The sequence below is a fragment of the Algivirga pacifica genome (assembly GCF_039543525.1).
In the GTDB taxonomy this organism is placed as follows: domain Bacteria; phylum Bacteroidota; class Bacteroidia; order Cytophagales; family Flammeovirgaceae; genus Algivirga; species Algivirga pacifica.
Genome location: NZ_BAABJX010000055.1, coordinates 55,612 through 74,051 on the forward strand (window position 1 = coordinate 55,612; position 18,440 = coordinate 74,051).

13 protein-coding genes are annotated in these 18,440 nt (G+C 40.9%); 7 read left to right on the plus strand and 6 right to left on the minus strand.

Going from position 1 to position 18,440, the window contains the following annotated elements:
- Positions 1 to 62: 62 nt before the first annotated feature.
- Positions 63 to 1,688 (minus strand): CTP synthase, encoded by a 1,626-nt coding sequence (pyrG, locus tag ABD985_RS17775; protein WP_345374104.1) that lies wholly within the window; start codon positions 1,686 to 1,688, stop codon positions 63 to 65.
- 109 nt (positions 1,689 to 1,797) lie between these two features.
- Positions 1,798 to 2,859 carry a nucleoid-associated protein gene (locus tag ABD985_RS17780; RefSeq protein ID WP_345374106.1) on the minus strand — a complete coding sequence of 354 codons (1,062 nt, stop codon included), beginning with the start codon at positions 2,857 to 2,859 and terminating at the stop codon, positions 1,798 to 1,800.
- 217 nt (positions 2,860 to 3,076) lie between these two features.
- Between ABD985_RS17780 and ABD985_RS17785 the strand changes: the two genes are divergently transcribed.
- Positions 3,077 to 4,129 carry a hypothetical protein gene (locus ABD985_RS17785; RefSeq protein WP_345374108.1) on the plus strand — a complete coding sequence of 351 codons (1,053 nt, stop codon included), beginning with the start codon at positions 3,077 to 3,079 and terminating at the stop codon, positions 4,127 to 4,129.
- A 71-nt stretch (positions 4,130 to 4,200) separates the two neighbouring features.
- On the opposite strand, the gene ABD985_RS17790 is transcribed toward ABD985_RS17785, so the two are convergent.
- Together ABD985_RS17790 and ABD985_RS17795 are read right to left on the minus strand one after the other, a co-directional pair.
- The gene (locus ABD985_RS17790; protein WP_345374109.1) at positions 4,201 to 6,045 is read right to left on the minus strand and encodes a DUF349 domain-containing protein; all 1,845 of its coding nucleotides are present in this window, start codon (positions 6,043 to 6,045) and stop codon (positions 4,201 to 4,203) included.
- 183 nt (positions 6,046 to 6,228) lie between these two features.
- Positions 6,229 to 6,804, minus strand: coding sequence for a YqgE/AlgH family protein (locus tag ABD985_RS17795; RefSeq protein WP_345374111.1), 576 nt, complete (start codon positions 6,802 to 6,804; stop codon positions 6,229 to 6,231).
- 497 nt (positions 6,805 to 7,301) lie between these two features.
- On the opposite strand from ABD985_RS17795, the gene ABD985_RS17800 reads away from it, so the two are divergent.
- From ABD985_RS17800 to ABD985_RS17820, 5 genes are all read left to right on the plus strand, one after another.
- Entirely contained in the window at positions 7,302 to 9,551 is a 2,250-nt protein-coding gene (locus ABD985_RS17800) for an ATP-dependent helicase (protein WP_345374113.1), read from the plus strand.
- 179 nt (positions 9,552 to 9,730) lie between these two features.
- Positions 9,731 to 10,108, plus strand: a complete 378-nt coding sequence (locus ABD985_RS17805; RefSeq protein WP_345374115.1) for a RidA family protein — start codon at positions 9,731 to 9,733, stop codon at positions 10,106 to 10,108.
- Between the two features lie 85 nt (positions 10,109 to 10,193).
- Positions 10,194 to 10,688, plus strand: coding sequence for a hypothetical protein (locus tag ABD985_RS17810; protein WP_345374117.1), 495 nt, complete (start codon positions 10,194 to 10,196; stop codon positions 10,686 to 10,688).
- A 662-nt stretch (positions 10,689 to 11,350) separates the two neighbouring features.
- The gene (gene pta, locus ABD985_RS17815) at positions 11,351 to 13,447 is read left to right on the plus strand and encodes a phosphate acetyltransferase (RefSeq protein ID WP_345374118.1); all 2,097 of its coding nucleotides are present in this window, start codon (positions 11,351 to 11,353) and stop codon (positions 13,445 to 13,447) included.
- A 93-nt stretch (positions 13,448 to 13,540) separates the two neighbouring features.
- Positions 13,541 to 14,743, plus strand: coding sequence for an acetate/propionate family kinase (locus ABD985_RS17820; RefSeq protein ID WP_345374120.1), 1,203 nt, complete (start codon positions 13,541 to 13,543; stop codon positions 14,741 to 14,743).
- Between the two features lie 166 nt (positions 14,744 to 14,909).
- On the opposite strand, the gene ABD985_RS17825 is transcribed toward ABD985_RS17820, so the two are convergent.
- Positions 14,910 to 15,749, minus strand: coding sequence for a hypothetical protein (locus ABD985_RS17825; protein ID WP_345374121.1), 840 nt, complete (start codon positions 15,747 to 15,749; stop codon positions 14,910 to 14,912).
- 223 nt (positions 15,750 to 15,972) lie between these two features.
- On the opposite strand from ABD985_RS17825, the gene ABD985_RS17830 reads away from it, so the two are divergent.
- Entirely contained in the window at positions 15,973 to 16,839 is an 867-nt protein-coding gene (locus ABD985_RS17830; RefSeq protein WP_345374123.1) for an ion transporter, read from the plus strand.
- Between the two features lie 136 nt (positions 16,840 to 16,975).
- Here ABD985_RS17830 and ABD985_RS17835 read toward each other — a convergent pair whose 3' ends face one another.
- On the minus strand, positions 16,976 to 18,124 hold the full coding sequence (locus ABD985_RS17835) for an acyltransferase family protein (protein WP_345374124.1): 1,149 nt from the start codon (positions 18,122 to 18,124) through the stop codon (positions 16,976 to 16,978).
- Positions 18,125 to 18,440 lie beyond the last annotated feature (316 nt).

Genomic DNA, 18,440 nt, shown 5'->3' on the forward strand with positions numbered 1-18,440 from the left:
TAGATAACAAAAAAACCAGAGAGAAATTTCTCTCTGGTTTACAAGACCTTTATCATCGTCTTTTATTGCTTGTTTTCTTTTACGGCTTTAATAAAGCCAACAAACAACGGATGAGGTTTTTCTACCGTACTCTTATATTCCGGATGGAACTGAGATGCAACGTAGTAAGGATGCTCTGGAATTTCCACAATTTCCACTAACTGTGTTTGAGGGTTGATTCCTGAAGCGATCATACCCGCCTTCTCGTAATCCTCTAGATATTTATTATTGAACTCATAACGGTGACGATGTCTCTCATTGATCAATCCCGTACCGTATACTTGCTCTGCTTTTGTTCCTTTTTTCAGTTCGCATGGATATGCACCAAGACGCATAGTACCTCCCATTTGTGAGATATTCTTCTGCTCCTCCATGATATCAATCACCGGATCAGGCGTATTTTCCAACATTTCTGAAGAGTGCGCTGAAGACAAGCCTAAAACATCTCTACCAAAAGCAATCACACTGGCCTGCATTCCCAAGCAGATTCCGAAAAACGGAATACCTTTCTCACGAGCAACAGAAGCGGCATTAACCTTTCCTTCTATCCCTCTTTCACCAAAACCAGGAGCCACTAATACGCCATCATACTTTTGTAACTCAGCAGCACAAACGCCTCGATCTTCCAGTTTTTCCGCTTTCAACCAAGATACCTTCACTTTCACTTCATTCACTGCTCCTGCATGAATAATCGCCTCCGAGATAGATTTATATGCATCTTGTAACTCTACATATTTCCCTACCAAAGCAATATTCACTTCCCCTTTAGGGTTTTTAAGCTTTTTCAGGAATCCGTTCCACTCGTCCATGTTAGGCTCATTGTAAGCAGGAAGGTTCATTTTCATCAAAACGATCTCATCCAATTTCTCCTTACGCATTAGCAAAGGCACATCGTAGATCGTCTCTGCATCTCTGGACTCAATTACAGCGTTAAGATCAACATTACAGAATAGTGCAATCTTACGACGAATATCCATTGGCAAAGGATGCTCTGTACGACAAACCAAGATATTTGGCACAACCCCAGCTTCTTGCAATTGCTTTACAGAGTGCTGTGTCGGCTTGGTTTTCAATTCTCCAGCCGCCTGAAGATAAGGCACCAACGTTAAGTGAATATTCAACGCTCTGGAAGCGCCCAATTCAAACTTCGCCTGACGTACCGCTTCAATAAACGGTAAAGCTTCAATATCTCCTACACAACCGCCAATCTCAGTAATCACAATATCGTAATCACCGCTCTCAGCAACTTTATAAAAACTGTTCTTAATTTCATCTGTGATATGAGGGATAACCTGTACTGTTTTCCCCAAATAAGCGCCTTCACGCTCTTTCTTAATCACATTGTAATAGATACGGCCCGTTGTGAAGTTATTGGCCTGAGAGGTAGGATTATTTAAGAATCGCTCGTAATGTCCTAGATCCAAATCCGTTTCAGCTCCATCGTCGGTCACGTAGCACTCCCCATGCTCATAAGGGTTCATCGTTCCCGGATCAATATTAATATATGGATCAAACTTTTGGATCGTTACTGAATACCCTCTCGCTTGCAAGAGTTTAGCTAATGAAGCAGATACAATTCCTTTTCCTAATGAGGAGGTCACTCCTCCTGTAACAAAGATAAACTTCGTGAGTGTTTTGTTAGAAGACATTTTTCAATCTGTGCTTGGTTCGGGCAAAAGTAGGAAATTTTTTACTTTTCGGAAGATTTCGCCCAAATACATTCGTATTTTATTTTTAAATGTGTTGCGGGGCCTGATCTCAAGACTCCTCTTCGCTATAATAAACGATATAGTAATTCATCTCTTTCTCAGGATCATAGCCCTTTTCAATATTATGCTCATTCCCTGAAACAGAAATCTGAATCTTCTGGTCTAGTTTAAGAACACTTTTGAAATCCTTTTTAGAGCGCTTCACTGCCATAGGATCAATATTGAACTCTGGATATACCGGCAACTCAAAACGCTCCTGATATTCTTCTCGGTAATCAGTAAATGCATCAATTACTTTCGGCTCCTCGATCACCTCATTCTCAAACTCAATGGCATTAAACTCATCTTTCTCTGCAAAATACTTCAGAGAACGATTCAGTAAATCCATCTGATCAGGCTTGTCTACATTATGGTCCTCATTGAAGACTTCTTCTACAAAACCCTTACAGATATTTAAATAGTTTTGTGTATGATAGAAACTATCTTGTCTAGGAGTTAGCGCCAAAAAGCTCTCCTTCCAATATTGTGCTTCTACTGACTTCCTAGGGCTATCTTTCAAAAGAACTTTATATCCTTTCTCCTCCTCTGACTTAATAATCAAGCATCCTTTGTCCAGTTTTTTAATATTCACCCCTTCTTCCTGAGCGACACCAAACATTCCTTGGTCTTTTTCTGAGACCTTCAAAAAGCGTTCTTTATTCTCTGATTTAAATAGCCCAATAGCATCGACCACATCTCCATCAACGATACAGTCTTCCAAATAAGCCACAAAGAAATCTCCCCCTTTAATTTTAGGGTGTGTCGACGTCCTGTATAGGTGTTTAGCCATATTTTGTGATTGCAGCACAAACTCATCAAATGGATTGGCAAACAATCGTTTGGCAAAACCATACATCTCATTGACGTTCACATCTTCGGATTCATCCCAAAAGTGGTATTTCCCACCATCCTTAAAAGGTTTCAGGAAATACTCCATAATTCCCTTATGAGCGGCGCTATCTTCCTCCAACTGCAGTTCGTACTCTCCCAATGACAGTGGTTCGTCCTGCACCTTGTTCCCTACTTTATGCAGGGCGATATTTTTCAGTTTAACATTACTCAGATCAAGCATAGAGTGAAAGGTATTAATTAGTTTCAATCAATCAAGCGACAAAAATAGTAAAGGGGTTTTATTATACTAAATAAATGAGTCATTGATCTAAATAATATTTCAACAATACTTCTCTTATTCCAAAACACTTTCTATAAAAGATTCTTGACTCATGGCAAAATGAATTGTATTATCATAGGTTCAACTTCAATAACCCTTATATTTATTTACAACGCTTATGGAATTTGGCGTAAAAGTACCCCATACAGAACCTTTCAGTAAACTACGATACGATCAACTATTATCTGAGGGCTACTTCCGGCATGGTTATATTATGGCTGCTTATGAGATGATGCACTTCAATGAGCAAATTACCGGAGTGATCCCATTAAGGAATGATTTGCAATCAACTCCTTTCACGAAGAGTCAACGAAAACTATTACGAAAAAACCGAAAGAAGTTCAGAAGAGAAATCACTCCCTTAAACATTACCACAGAAAAAGAAGTCTTATACCGGAAATACAAAAAAGCCCGTTTCCCGGAACAGATAGAAAGGTCCTTAGAAGATTTTTTTGGACATACGACTCATCCTTTTTCCGAAGAATGCTATGACACTTGGGAAATCAACTATTACAACAATCACAATGAGCTGGTCGCTGTCAGTTATTTCGATAAGGGAAAATATAGTTTGGGAAGCATTATGTGCACCTTTGACATGGCCTACGACAACGACAGCCTAGGGTTTTACTCCATGCTAGAAGAAATCGAATACGCCCGATCCTTAGAACTTCGGTACTATTATGCTGGTTATGTATTGGATGTTCCTTCCTGCTTCGATTACAAACTCCGGTTACAAAACACACAATTTTATAATTGGGAAGGCGATTGGTCATCATGGAAAACCTTTGATCTCTCCAAAGTATATAGGCAAAAGCTTCTTCAACAGCTTTGTCAAACCATGGACTTCATTCACACACATACTCCTTTAAATGGAGGTCTCCGCACTTACAAAGAGTATTTCAATGAAATATGGAGTGACACTTTTCATCGCGATCCTCCAAAACTTAACGCCCCTTACTTCTTGAATTTCTCCATAAATGACTCCTTACAACTCATTGTACTTTATACACCCCGCAACAAAGCATACGAAGTTCTTTTATTGGAGTATGGCTTCCATGAAAAATTAAATCACTTAGGCTGTGCACACAACCTACATCAATTAGTGATCATGATTGAATCCCAATACAAACATGCATTTGGAAGCTCCTCGTTTAATATGAAATCACTTTAAAACAAGAAAGGCCAGTCACTAATCAAATTAGTAACCGGCCCTTCTTGTTGATCGTGATCAGTTCACGTTATTTATCTTGCATCAGCAATTTGCTGGATTGTATACAAACGATCCTTCAAGCGCTCGATATCAGCCTTAGCAGCCTCAATCTTCTTCTGATACTCCTCTTTCATCTGATCAGCAGTCTTGGAGTTGGCAAAGAATGCCAGGTTATTTTGCCAAAGTGCAATATCGTTCTCCAGGTTAGTGATTTTATGACGAAGATTCTGCTCTTGGTTCTTCACACGTCTACCAGCATTTGGCACATGTTTCATCACTGAGGCATGGAAGTTCACTTGTAGGTCTTCCATTTCTTCTTCAGAAACTTTGGCCGTCTTCACATAATCTTCTGCAGCTTTAATAAACTTGTCCAAGATCGCATCTTTCTCACGTTTTGGCACAAAGCCAATCTTAAAGAATGCCTCTACAGCCTCATTTAATTTTGCTACATCAAAGGCATCTTCTTTCGCCAGCGTTCCTAGCTCAAGGCAGATGTCTTCTTTCTTCTTAAGGTTTTCGATAAAGACTTTATCTTCTTCCTTTCTATTGTTTCTACGATTTTCGAAGAAAGTATCGCAAGCTTTCTTAAAGGCTGCATATACCTCGTCTCTCACCTTTTCTGGAACAGGGCCAATCTTCTTCCAATCTGCCTGAAGTTGCTTCAGTTTATCTCCAGTAGATCTCCAATCAGTGCTTTCGCTTAGTTCCTCTGCTTTGGCTACCAATTGTTTTTTCAACTCCAGATTTTCCGCTCTTTGTGCTTCTAGACGCTCAAAGAACTGTCCTTTGTTGTGGAAGAATTGCTTGAAGTTACCCCAGAATTGCTTATTAATTTCTTTAGCAACCTCTCTTGGCAACGGCCCAATCTTCTCCCAGTCTTTTTGTACAGCCAGTAGCTCTTTTGTTTTTGAGTTCCACTCCTTAATACGGTCAGAGTCAAAATTCGCAAAAGGCTCCACAGCCAGGCAAAGCTCCTGCTTTGCTTTCATATTTTCATTCAGCTGCTTCTTGAATTCCTCCGCAAAAGCACGCTTTTTATCGTAAATCTTATCCGAGATCTCTTTGAAACGCTTCCACAAGTCTTCCTGAGCTTCTTTAGGTACAGGTCCCAGAGAACGGAATTCTTCATGTAATACATTCAATTGATCTACTGCCTCATTGACATTTTCCAGATCCAATAGCTTCTCTGCACGGTCACAAAGTAGCGTTTTTGCCTCTAGATTTTTCTTTCTGTCAAGCTCCTTCAGTTCAAACTCTATACTCATCTGGTCATAGAACAGATCCAATAAAGCGCCATAGGTTTTATAAAGCTCATCTGCATTTGCATGAGGTACTGCTCCAATGGTTTTCCACTTCGCCTGCAGCTCCTTAACCTTTGCCATAATCCCTCTGTGATCTTCCGACTCCATCAACGCCTTAATCTCATCGATAATCGCCAGTTTCGCCTTAAGGTTATTGTCTCTGGTCTTCTGCATTTCCTCAAAATGCTTCTTCTTACGCTCCTTTACGGCTTTATAAGCCTTAAAGAAAGCTTCGTATTGCGAATCGTGGAAGTCGAAACCTTCGTCATTTCCTTGCGCAGCTACATACTCCTGTTTGGCAGCCTCTTTCTCCTCCTCATGGATATGGTCTATAGCTTCCTTAATCGATCGTACCGATCGCTCCGCAGCAACCACATCCGCATGATGTAACAGCTTGTCAGCCTCTTCCACCAATTGCTCCTTGGATAAAGTAGTATAGTCTACCGTATCCTCGTGTAGTTCCTCCACATTGTGCTCTTCCGAAGAAGCCTCCACATGCGTCTCTTCTTTTACCTGTTGTTCAGCAGTAGGATTTACTGCCCCCTGTTCTTCTTTATGCGTCTTCTCAGTTTCCATTTCCTTGTTATTTAACCAGGACCCTCATCAATCATTCAAAGGTCCATTAGGATGAGTACTTCGCTAGTCAATGATCTATAACATTGACAGATATTGTTCAAATGAATTGATTCAAAAATAATAAAATCTTCTAAAACTGAAATGAAAAAAGCGGTTTTGTACTAAAACCCCACAAATATCCCTTCAATTCATACGAGGTTCAACGGGATAATTGGACATTACCTTGTACTTCCCTCCCATCGCTTGTAGGACTTTTCGCCAAAGTTGCTCGGAGGAAATCGTAAATATGGAAGAAAGGTTTGCGTGAGTAATCACCCAGGAATGTCGCGTCAGTTCTTCTTTGAGTTGCATTCCTCCCCAACCACTATACCCCATAAAAAAGCGGCAATTATCTTCCTGTAACTTCCCCATTAAAGCATACTCCTTAATTTGCTCGAAGTTCCCTCCCCAAAACACGCCATTTTTTAAAGGTATTGCTCCTTCCAGTTCCCCAAAACGATGTAAAAAGTGTAAGGTATTGTGTTCCACCGGTCCTCCCACATATAACGTTTGCTCCACCGAAAGCTGGTCCGTTACTTCATTAATCTTAAGGTTGGAAGGCCTATTCAATATCAGTCCAAAAGATCCTTTCTCTTCCTCATGTTCGCAAACTAGGATAACCGACCGGGCAAAATTAGGGTCTCCCAAAAAAGGTTCGGCCAACAATAAGTCTCCCCTTTTCAGAGCCGTATTCTGACTAAAACTTAAATTAAATTCCATAATACTCTCTTTTTGTAGTGAATCGCAGCAAATAGAACTATCCTACAAAGAAGCAACTGACCAACACACTTTTTGGACTTTTCCTAGCTCACTCTATAAAACCGTTCTAATTAATTAACAATCATTTCAGCAACAAGTTGGAAACTTCTTATTTAATTCCTGAAAAAGACGAAAATATTCACACCCACTCCTGTAAAACTTAGAATCCTGCAAGGAGATTACTAAAAAATCCAATCACTAAAATCCAATTCTTTCATTTCCAAGCCCCCTGATTCCGCAACTTTCCCTTCTCAGAATACAGGCATTTCCCTATTTTATCCTCAAAAATTACGTAATTTGCCCAAGAAGGTAAAAAGTAATAGGGAATAGGTAAAAAGTGATACAATCCTTTAAAAAGAAACTTCAGACTCTTCTTTATCTCTTTTCCTCCTCGTTTTATTGTTTTTCACCTTACCTTACAGTTTAGAATCGAAAATAGCGTTTTAGCATAGCAATATATGGAATACTTGGAAGGCCTTAACCCTCCACAACGAGAGGCCGTGGAGTACAATGAAGGACCAATGATGATTATCGCCGGTGCAGGTTCCGGCAAAACAAGGGTACTGACCTATAAGATTGCCTATCTTATGGACAAAGGCACAGAGCCTTTCAATATCCTGGCCTTAACCTTTACTAACAAGGCTGCCCGTGAGATGAGGGAACGTATTGAGGAAGTAGTGGGTAGTGAAGCTAAAAACCTATGGATGGGAACTTTCCACTCCATTTTTGCCCGTATCCTTCGTTATGAGGGAGAAAAGCTAGGGTATCAAAGCAACTTCACCATCTACGACACCGAAGATGCCAAGTCCGTGATCAAGGGGATCCTCAAGGACATGGGACTGGACGACAAACTCTATAAGCCCAATACGGTATTGGGACGTATCTCCAGTGCCAAAAACAACCTCATTTCCTGGAGAGCTTATGAGAACAACAACGACCTGAGAATCGAAGACGAGGCGTCTGGAAGACCCAAGATTGCCGAAATCTATAAAGAATATGCCGTTCGATGTTTCAAGGCCAACGCCATGGACTTCGATGATCTATTATTCAACACCAATGTACTTTTCCAAAAGCATGTGGATGTATTGAATAAGTATCAAAATATCTTCCGCTATGTAATGATTGATGAGTTTCAGGATACCAATATCTCTCAGTATGTCATTACCAGAAAGCTAGCCGCTCGTTACCAAAATATATGTATTGTAGGGGATGACGCACAAAGTATCTATGCCTTCCGTGGGGCCAACATCCAAAATATCCTCAACTTTGAAAGAGACTACCCTGACTTGAGGGTCATCAAATTGGAGCAAAATTACCGTTCCTCTGAGAATATTGTAGAAGCAGCCAACTCGGTGATTCGTCACAACACGCAACAGCTTCCTAAAAACGTATGGACGAACAACGATCCGGGAGCATTAATCGAGATCGTTAAGACAGCAACTGATGCTGATGAGGCGAAATTTGTAGCCAACTCCATCTTTGAGGAAAAAGTACAGCACGGGTTACAGAATGAGGACTTTGCCATTCTATACAGAACCAACTCCCAATCAAGGGCGATAGAGGAAGCCCTTCGACGAATGGGCATTAAATATAAAATTGTCGGTGGTCTTTCTTTCTATGCTCGTAAAGAGATCAAGGATATGGTTTCCTATCTTCGATTTGTGACCAACCCGGCCGATGAGGAAGCTTTCAAGAGAATCATTAACTATCCTAAACGCGGGATTGGCTTGACTACGGTCAACAAATTGCTGGTAAGTGCGCATGAGAAGAAAATTACCCCTTGGGAAGTAGCCTGTAATATCCGTCATTTTATGGGGGGACGTGCTGCAACTAGCATAGAGAACTTCCGAGATATGATACGGGCATTCCAGATTACACTGGAGCAAAAGGATGCCTTTGAGGTGGCCAGTATGATCGCCAAGAACTCCGGATTACTTCGAGAGCTTTACGAGGATAAAACGGTAGAGGGAAAAGTACGGTACGAGAACTTGCAAGAATTGCTAAATGCCATCAAAGCATTTGTAGAAGACCCTGAGAAAGAAGACAAGTCTCTGGATGCTTTCTTACAGGAAGTCGCCTTAATTACTTCTGCTGAACAAAATGACTCGGATGACGCCGTGACCTTAATGACGATTCATATGTCCAAGGGATTGGAGTACCAGAACGTCTATATCGTTGGTATGGAAGAAAACCTCTTCCCTTCACAAATGATGATGGAAAGTCGTGCCGATCTGGAAGAAGAACGTCGACTATACTATGTAGCCATCACCCGTGCCAAGCAAAAGCTCCATTTAAGTTTTGCCTTGCAACGTTACCGTTTTGGAAAGCAAATCATTTGTGAGCCTAGCCGTTTCCTTGGGGAGATCGATCGCAAGTTCCTCAACATCCATAGTGGTGTGGCTGCAGGAGTGCTGGAAGCGAGAAGAGATTTCAGTCACTTCAGTACAGAACCTATACGCAATAACCTTACGGTCAATACCCGTAAAACGCATACTCCTCCTCCAAAAGGGGTTAAGGCTCCGGCCAGCTTCCAGCCAAGCCCTGCCGAGGAGCTCCGAGAAGGGCAACGCGTTATGCACCTGAAGTTTGGAGAAGGAATCATTCTGAATATCCAAGCCTCTGGCAGTGACCGACGTGCCAAGGTCAACTTTGACAAGCATGGGGAGAAGAACCTTATACTTACTTTTGCAAAACTAATGATTATATAATGTTGAATCGTTGATTCGTTGAATAGAGCTTCGCTCGTTGATTCGAGTTGAATCGTTGACTGATTCAATGTTAATTTGAATCATCGATCAATAAACAAATCAACTCGAATCAACGAGCGAAGCTCTATTCAACTCACCGAAGGTGAAATTCAACGATTCAACAACCAATAAAAAAGACCATGAAGAAAATTATCACAAGCGACAAAGCGCCCGCACCTTTGGGGCCTTATAACCAAGCCATCGAAGCAAATGGCACCTTATATGTATCCGGACAGATTGCCATTGATGCCAGCACGGACACACTAATAACAGGTGATGTAGAAAAAGAGACCATATTAGTCATGAAAAACATAGGCTATATCCTGGAAGAAGCAGGGTATACCTACAGTGACATTATCAAGTGTAGCATCTTTATCAAGGATATGAATGACTTTGGTAAAATCAACGAAATCTATGGCAGCTATTTTGGAGAAGATGCCCCTGCAAGGGAAACAGTGGAAGTCGCTCGACTGCCTAAAGATGTCAGTGTAGAGATTTCTTGTATTGCCGTGAAGTAGTAGAATTTGTAGATTTTTGGGGATTTAAAATAACATATTTCACTCAAAGACTGTTTACTGAGTAGGAATAACACTTATTTTTCCAATGCGATTGATCCCCAAAAAAAATATTACGATTGTACTCCCCTTTCCAGCTCAAGAGGTAAAGCATCGTTTACACAATGCTACTTTACCTCTTGGGCATCAGCCTTTGCCTGGATACGAGCAACATTTCACGTTTAATGGGACCGTCCAGCACTATAACTTCCGCATCTCCAAGATCATGCGATCCCCCCAGGATTTCGCACCTATTATTGAAGGGAATATAGAACCTTGCCAGCATGGCGCCTTAGTGTTTGCCACCTTCCACCTTTTCAAAAGTACCTCCTTGATGTTTTACTTTGGTATGGCAGTCTGTCTTACCTTGTTGTATCTTTTTCTGTTCTTACTGACCAACTGGGTGTATGTCGGCTTGACCTTACTGGCTATGGGACTACATATTTGTGTCATGCACCTTAGCTTTAAAAAGCAGGTGAAGATTGGCCGGAAAGCATTGGAGGATGTGTTGTTTTCTAATAATAAGGAACAGCAGCGGCTTTAGGAATTTTCAATTATACCACTAGTGAATCGATTATTAATTAAGCATAGAAGTTTCAAATTCCCGTTCGCACACAGTATGTCTGAATAGATAATATTATGGAAGGCTAGCTATTCACAGTTAGCCTTTCTTTTTCACCCATTGTCAGAACAGGGATCTTAAAAATTGGAACGATTTAAAGGATCTTTATTCTAAGAATACGATGTATAGATACACTCGACGGGAGTGCACTACGAACCATACAGTTCATTCCATACAGGTACGTACGTTTTTATGATTTATACGTTTGTAATAAACCAATAGATCGGTGCACCTCTAGAGAAGATCACCCCCGTCGGGTGATCCTACAATATTACCCCCACCCTGTCCGTAAGGGCATTCCTTCAGGAAATAAAAAATGACCTCCAACACCAAATGAAAAATTTCTTTTCTCTGCACCCCTATACTTCTCTCCTATCTACAATGTACCTAAAGTCACATTCCACTTTCATTAACACCTATTAGAGAATTATAACAGTCTGATAAAGAAGGGTATTCGTAAACATTAGTAAAAGGTCATTAAAAAAGTGAAATAAATATCATTTAAATTTACACAAATTCAGACTATCTACACAGTTGACAATTACTGTGTCATTAAACCATAATATTTAAAACCACTTATTCTAATGGCCAAATCCCTTTATATAAGTACTGCTGAAGCCAACAGTGGAAAAGCACTTCTTTCATTGGGAATCATGGAAATGCTACTGAGAAAATCCTCCAAAGTGGGCTTTTTCAGACCGATCATTTCAGACCCGGAAGATGGGCGAAAAGATGAAGACATTACCTTGATTCTGGAACACTTTCAATTGGACATGACCTACGAGGAAGCCTATGGGTTTCACCGTAAAGAGGTGAATGATCTGATTGTGGGTGGAAAATATGACTTGGTACTAGATACCATCATCGGAAAATATAAGGAACTGGAGAACCGCTTTGACTTCGTATTGGTAGAAGGCTCTGACTACCAAGGAGAAGGAACAGCATTCGAGTTCAACATCAACGCCGCAATTACCAAGAACCTTGGGTGTCCGGTATTGATTCTAAGCTCTGCCAACAGCGAGTCGATTGATGATATGATCACCCCGGTACGTCTATCGTTGGAATCCTTCCAAACGAGAGACTGTGAGGTCGCTGGTATCATCATCAATAAGGTAAAAGAGCCGTATCTGGATTCCTTAATGCAGGAACTAGAACGCCAATTTAGCCAAGATGTTAAAGTATTGGCGGCATTGCCTTATGACAAGAAAATTGGTAGTCCTTCCCTAAGGGATGTTGCTGATGTACTGAAAGCAGAAGTGCTACACGGTGAAGACAAGTTGGACAATCAGATGGAAATAGCGACCATCTTAGCCATGCAAATGGATAATGCGATGGGCCGTATCAAGGAGAATAGCTTGATTATCACTCCTGGTGACCGCTCCGAGATTATCTTGGCTTCTTTGCAGGCACATCAATCAACCAACTATCCAAATATCTCAGGAATCTTACTTTCTACGGGGCTGAAGCCTTCGGAAGACTTCGACAAGCTTCTAGGAGGATTAAGGGATGTTGTGCCAATTCTTTCAGTGAAATCCAATACTTATGAAACGGCCTCTGCCCTGCAGAATGTAAATGCTACGATGCGTCCAGAGGACACTGAACGTATCCTACATGCCAAGCAGCTATTTGAAAAGTATGTGGACACCACTACGTTTGAAGAGAGAATTCTGAGTATCAACATCAAGGGTATGACTCCTAAGATGTTCCAATACAACCTGGTCTCTCAAGCGAAACAGAAAAAGCAGCGTATCGTACTTCCTGAAGCCATGGATGCCCGCATCCTGAAAGCTACTTATATCCTAACGGACCAGGAAATTGCTGACATCATTCTATTAGGCAATCCAGAAGAAGTCAAAGAGGAAGCACGTACCAACAATATTGACATCGATTGGGATAAGGTGCAAGTGATTGACCCTGCCAACTCTACGTATTTTGACGATTATGTCAATACTTTCTATGAGTTGAGAAAAAGCAAAGGTGTCAATCTGGAGATTGCCAGAGATATTATGAAGGACGCTTCTTACTTCGGTACTATGATGGTTTACAAAGGAGATGCTGATGGTATGGTATCGGGAGCTGTGAACACCACCGCCCATACGATCCGTCCGGCTTTACAGTTTGTCAAAACCAAGCCAGGGGTCTCAGTGGTTTCTTCTGTATTCTTTATGAGCCTTCCAGACAAAGTATTGGTATACGGGGACTGTGCCGTTAACCCTACTCCTAATCCGGAACAATTGGCTGAGATTGCGATCTCTTCTGCAGAGACTGCCATTGCTTTTGGCATTGAGCCAAAAATCGCAATGCTATCTTATTCTTCTGGTGCTTCAGGATCTGGAGAGCAAGTAGAGAAAGTTAGAGCGGCTACTGCTGTTGCGCAGGAAAAACGTCCTGACCTGAATATTGAGGGACCTATACAGTATGATGCCGCCGTTGATCCAACTGTTGGTGCCAAAAAGATGCCAGGATCTGCTGTAGCAGGTCAAGCCAATGTACTGGTATTCCCAGACCTCAATACAGGGAATAACACCTACAAGGCGGTACAAAGAGAGACAGGAGCCATTGCCATTGGACCTGTACTTCAGGGATTGAACAAACCTGTGAATGACTTAAGCCGCGGGGCTTTAGTTGAGGATATCGTCAATACGGTAGTCATCACCTCTATTCAAGCTCAGAAAAGTTAATTCCCTACGAACATACAATTAAACCAATCAGTGAACAGTGAGCCCTTGACAAGGCTCATCAAATACAACTTCAAGGTTATTAAATAGAAAATTATGAAAATATTGGTCATCAACTCAGGGAGCTCCTCTATCAAATACCAACTTTTCGAAATGGCTACCACAGCAGTACTGTGCTCTGGTCTTGTAGAAAGGATTGGATTGGAAACGGGCTCTATTACCCATAAAGTCTTTGATGATAACGGTAATGCTGAAAAGCACTCCCTAAAACTAACCATCCCAGATCATAAGGTAGGACTATCAGAAGTCGTAAAACTTTTGACCGATGATAAAATTGGTGTAATCGCTGATCCTACGGAAGTAAGTGCTGTAGGACACCGAGTAGTACACGGGGGAGAATATTTCAACGAAACTACGTTGATCACTCCTGAAGTAGAGGCCAAAATTGAAGAGGTAATTCCATTGGCTCCACTGCACAACCCTGCCAACCTACAAGGCATTAAGGTATGTACAGAGATCTTCTCTGATGCCAAGCAAGTTGCGGTATTTGATACTGCCTTCCATCAGACGATGCCTGAAAGAGCTTATCGTTATGCCATCCCAGAGCACCTGTATCAGGAATTTGGTATCCGATCATATGGTATGCACGGTACATCACATAAGTATGTATCCAGAGAAACCATCAAATACTTAGGATTGGAAGGTAAGGAAAGCCGTATCATTACTATTCACTTAGGAAATGGTTGTTCCATGTCAGCGGTAAAAGATGGTAAGTGTATCGATACCTCTATGGGCTTCTCTCCTTTGGATGGCTTGATTATGGGTACGCGTTCTGGTGACATCGACCCTGCAGTTATCTTCTTCCTAGAAGAAAAATTAAATATGACTCCTCCTGAGATCTACGACCTTCTAAACAAGAAGTCGGGTATGCTTGGTGTAACTGGTGACAGTGATATGAGAGATATCGAAAGCCGCTTTATCGAAGGGGATGAGGCTGCCAAGAGAGGTCTTGACATGTATACTTATCGTATCAGAAAGTATATCGGTGCTTATATGGCTGCCCTGAATGGCTTGGATGCTATTGTCTTTACGGCCGGAGTAGGTGAGAATGACGCTGGGGCTCGTCGCCTAACTATGCAGGGTCTTGAAAACTTGGGTATCAAACTGGATCTGGAAAGAAATAATGTTCGCCCTGCCGACATTACTGAAATCCAATCGGATGATTCCAAGATTAAAATCCTGATCACTCCGACTAATGAGGAACTGGAGATCGCTCAGCAAGCTATGAGCGTGATTTAGCAGTGAGCAGTGAGCAGTGAGCAGTGAGCAGTGAGATTGATACTTTACTTGTATAATTGCTAGCCTAGCAGCTTTTAATTTTCAATTATTAATTTTCAATTTCTTACTGCTCACTATCTACTGTACATTGTTCACTGTACATTGATAACTGTTCACTGATAACTGTCTACTGATTACTGCCTTGTGGGCATCCCACTTCAATTTTATAGGTTACTGCTGCCGCCGTCCCTTCTGCAGTATAATACTCTCTGGAAACCCAAGCATCATCTTGCAGTACATCTCTTGTCCTGCTGTCCAACACCTGAATTAGTGTCCCTTGCTCATTCTTTTCCATACGATATTTACTGATTAATCGATGTTTGGCAGTATTCTCATATACTAACTTATAACTACCTAGTAATGCATCGATCACTTTCTCTTCTACTTCTGTAGAATCTGAGTTATAGACGTATTCTATCTCTTCATACACTTCCTCATTAAGATACTTCACTTCTTCCTGTATCCGATCCTGTTCATCGAGTACGTACTCATGGGTGTAAATATCTCCATCTCCTTTTTCTGTTCTGATGATTCTCCCCTTCTCATCAAAAAAGGACTTATACACTAACATTTCCTCTACTCTATAGCTGGTCAAGGTAATTTCCTTTAATGTAATCCCATCGTCCCAGTATACTCTTTCTCTCGAGCTTAATAATCGTCCTCTCGGTGTGAATAATTCTTCTTTGACAGGCATCGCTTTTTCATTATACGTATACCCCATCACTTCAGCATAATCATTCTTATTCCCATTACGAAAGTAATAAACAGAATCTGCTCCAAAAACATCCAAGTAGGTGGTGAGCGGATACCCAGAAGTATTAATCTCTTCTGCAATACTGACACAGTTCCCTGCAAACAAATTCAATCCAGCTTTTTCTTCTAAAGCACCAATAAGATCTTCGGTTGAACAACCCAGGAAAATCCCTGAACCCCAAAGGAAAAAAACGATATAAGTAATTCTTTTCATATAATGATTAGGTTTTCGATAGTAGTGGTAAGTGCCTGTATGGAAATAGGTACTCAGAAAGAAAATCCATATTTCAGACAAGCCCTAAGGTATGGATTTCTACATTCATTTGCATAAATTAACTTGTATTACGAGTATAATACAATTTTTTCATGCTTTTAGCATTGATACAATAAACTAACAGAACCAATAAGTTCTCAAACAAAATCAGATTACGACAACCATGAGATCACCTAGACCTTGGAGAAAAATCATTTACGATGTTATTGATAACGAGAAGGATATCTACACACGCATTTTTGATGCATTTATGATGGGGCTTATCACCCTAAACGTAGTGGCTATTGTTCTTTCTTCTTATCAGTCCCTTTACAATACATATAAAGCAGAGTTTGAACTGTTTGAAAAAGTCTCTGTCATTATATTCACCATAGAGATTATCCTTAGGGTATTGGTCGCAGAGTATCATTACAATGAAAAGCGAACATTTCGGGCGGTAGCAAGGTATCTGGTATCCTTTGGATTCATCATTGACTTCCTGGCGATCCTACCGTTTTACCTGCCAATGCTTATTTCTATCGACTTACGTTTCTTACGAATGCTTCGTCTACTGCGTATGATTCGTTTATTCAAGATCACCCGCTACAGCGAGTCGGTAAGATCATTGGGAGATGCCATTTCTGAACGAAAAGATGAATTGCTGCTAACCGCTTTTCTAGGTTTAATGATGTTATTCCTTTCCGGTACCTTGATGTATTTTGTGGAACACGAAGCTCAACCGGAAGCTTTTCCGGACGTGCTCTCTTCCTTATGGTGGGCAGTCGCTACCCTTACGACGGTAGGATATGGAGATGTATACCCGATCACACCTTTCGGTAAATTTATAGCCGGCGCCATAGCCTTTCTGGGAGTCGGACTAGTGGCTTTGCCTACGGGTATCTTAAGTTCGGCCTTTATGGAAAGTCTAGCCAAGAAAAAGGCCAGACAAATGCAGAAAGAGCAAGAAGCAATCTTTGGTCAGCAATGTACTTGCCCTAATTGTGGGGAGAAAATAATGCTTGAGGAGACACCTGAGTTCTCCCAAAACTAGGAGAATAAGGATGAAGGATAAAAGTAATAGGTAAAAGAGATGAGGTAGTTTAATTTTCATCCTTTATCCTTTATCCTTCATCCTTCATCCTTCAACTTGATTGAAAACAAGCAGCCATCAAGCTAAGCTACACCACTTATACCTTGATGACAATATTCTTCTTATACAGATACCATACTGGCAAATACATCAGTACAATATAACTGATCGAGTAAGCGAAAGACGCTTCTGTTGGGGCTAACCAAGAAGCATATATATTTTGATAAATAAATGTCTTAAAAGCTACGCCATCTACTTTAATCGTCAACATCAGTCGAACGACTAATCCAGACAATACATAGGCCGCCATTGGATTCAATCCAAATGCCTGAAAAGGCTTGATCCATTTTAGTCCAAGCTTTTTTACATCAATCAGCCAATAAGTGGTTGCTAAAGAAATCAAAGCCATACCTCCAGCATAAACTACATAAGAACTTGTCCAAAGGCTTTTATTGATCGGGAAGAAATAATCCCACCAGTTGCCTAGCGCCACCAATAATGCACCAGCGACAAACATCCAAGCCACTTTTTCTTTCTCGTCCTTTTCCTTCTTGATCCAGGTACCTGTCAACGCACCCAATAATCCTGTTCCAATTGAAGGGAGCGTACTTAACACACCTTCCGGATCCCAAGTCTCTTTCCACATATGCCCTTTTAATAGCAAATGATCTAACCATCCCGCCAAGTTTTTATTGGGATCTGACAAGTCAATTTGATCTACCCCAGGTACAGGGATTAAGGTCATCACCGCCCAATACGTCACCAGAATCACCAGCAACGCATTCAACTGCGCTCTCCAGGAAGTTTTCAAAAACAAGAAAGCTACAATGAAGAATACGATACCAATACGCTGTAAAACGCCCGGAACACGAAAGCTAGCCAGTCCCTCTAGTGTAGGAAGATCTCCCTGCAATAGCGTAAACAAAGCTTTGAACACAAAAGAGGATAATCCTAACAATAGCCCAATCGCTACTAGCTTAAAGCTTCTCCAGATTACTTTCCTAAGTACTATAGGATGTTGTTCTTTTCTATCTTTCACTCCAGACATAGAAAAGCTAACCGACACCCCTACAATAAAAAGAAAGAAGGGAAAGACCAGGTCAGTAGGTGTACAACCATGCCAGGAAGCATGTTTTAGAGGAGCGTAAATATGGGACCAGCTGCCGGGATTATTCACCATAATCATACCCGCTACGGTGAGTCCCCGGAATACATCCAAAGAAAGTACTCTATTCGTAGTTTTCATATCATTGTCGTTTATTCGTTAGTTTTAGCGAAATAGTATTACCACCAACGCTGTGTTTATGAAAGCAAAATAGAGGGTCGTGAGATATAAAAAAAATAGCTTAGACGAATTCCCTGTTTACAGGGATAGAAAACAGGAAATCAATTATCAATAACAACCCTTCTGTTTTCGGGATAATTTACTTCGAGCAGAATTTATCGCTGACTGCTCACTAGAGTATTAATTATTTTTGTTTAATTATTTCTCTAAATTGTCTTAATCAAAAAAGTACCCTATTACTATAAAGTATAACAATATTTTTCTCACAACACTACTA

Excerpts from the sequence above, each read along its gene's own strand:
- pta (WP_345374118.1), top strand. The coding sequence starts at position 11,351 with ATGGCCAAATCCCTTTATATAAGTACTGCTGAAGCCAACAGTGGAAAA.
- ABD985_RS17835 (WP_345374124.1), bottom strand. The coding sequence starts at position 18,124 with ATGAAAACTACGAATAGAGTACTTTCTTTGGATGTATTCCGGGGACTC.
- ABD985_RS17785 (WP_345374108.1), top strand. The coding sequence starts at position 3,077 with ATGGAATTTGGCGTAAAAGTACCCCATACAGAACCTTTCAGTAAACTA.
- ABD985_RS17825 (WP_345374121.1), bottom strand. The coding sequence starts at position 15,749 with ATGAAAAGAATTACTTATATCGTTTTTTTCCTTTGGGGTTCAGGGATT.
- ABD985_RS17795 (WP_345374111.1), bottom strand. The coding sequence starts at position 6,804 with ATGGAATTTAATTTAAGTTTTAGTCAGAATACGGCTCTGAAAAGGGGA.
- ABD985_RS17830 (WP_345374123.1), top strand. The coding sequence starts at position 15,973 with ATGAGATCACCTAGACCTTGGAGAAAAATCATTTACGATGTTATTGAT.
- ABD985_RS17800 (WP_345374113.1), top strand. The coding sequence starts at position 7,302 with ATGGAATACTTGGAAGGCCTTAACCCTCCACAACGAGAGGCCGTGGAG.
- ABD985_RS17780 (WP_345374106.1), bottom strand. The coding sequence starts at position 2,859 with ATGCTTGATCTGAGTAATGTTAAACTGAAAAATATCGCCCTGCATAAA.
- ABD985_RS17810 (WP_345374117.1), top strand. The coding sequence starts at position 10,194 with ATGCGATTGATCCCCAAAAAAAATATTACGATTGTACTCCCCTTTCCA.
- ABD985_RS17820 (WP_345374120.1), top strand. The coding sequence starts at position 13,541 with ATGAAAATATTGGTCATCAACTCAGGGAGCTCCTCTATCAAATACCAA.
- ABD985_RS17790 (WP_345374109.1), bottom strand. The coding sequence starts at position 6,045 with ATGGAAACTGAGAAGACGCATAAAGAAGAACAGGGGGCAGTAAATCCT.
- pyrG (WP_345374104.1), bottom strand. The coding sequence starts at position 1,688 with ATGTCTTCTAACAAAACACTCACGAAGTTTATCTTTGTTACAGGAGGA.
- ABD985_RS17805 (WP_345374115.1), top strand. The coding sequence starts at position 9,731 with ATGAAGAAAATTATCACAAGCGACAAAGCGCCCGCACCTTTGGGGCCT.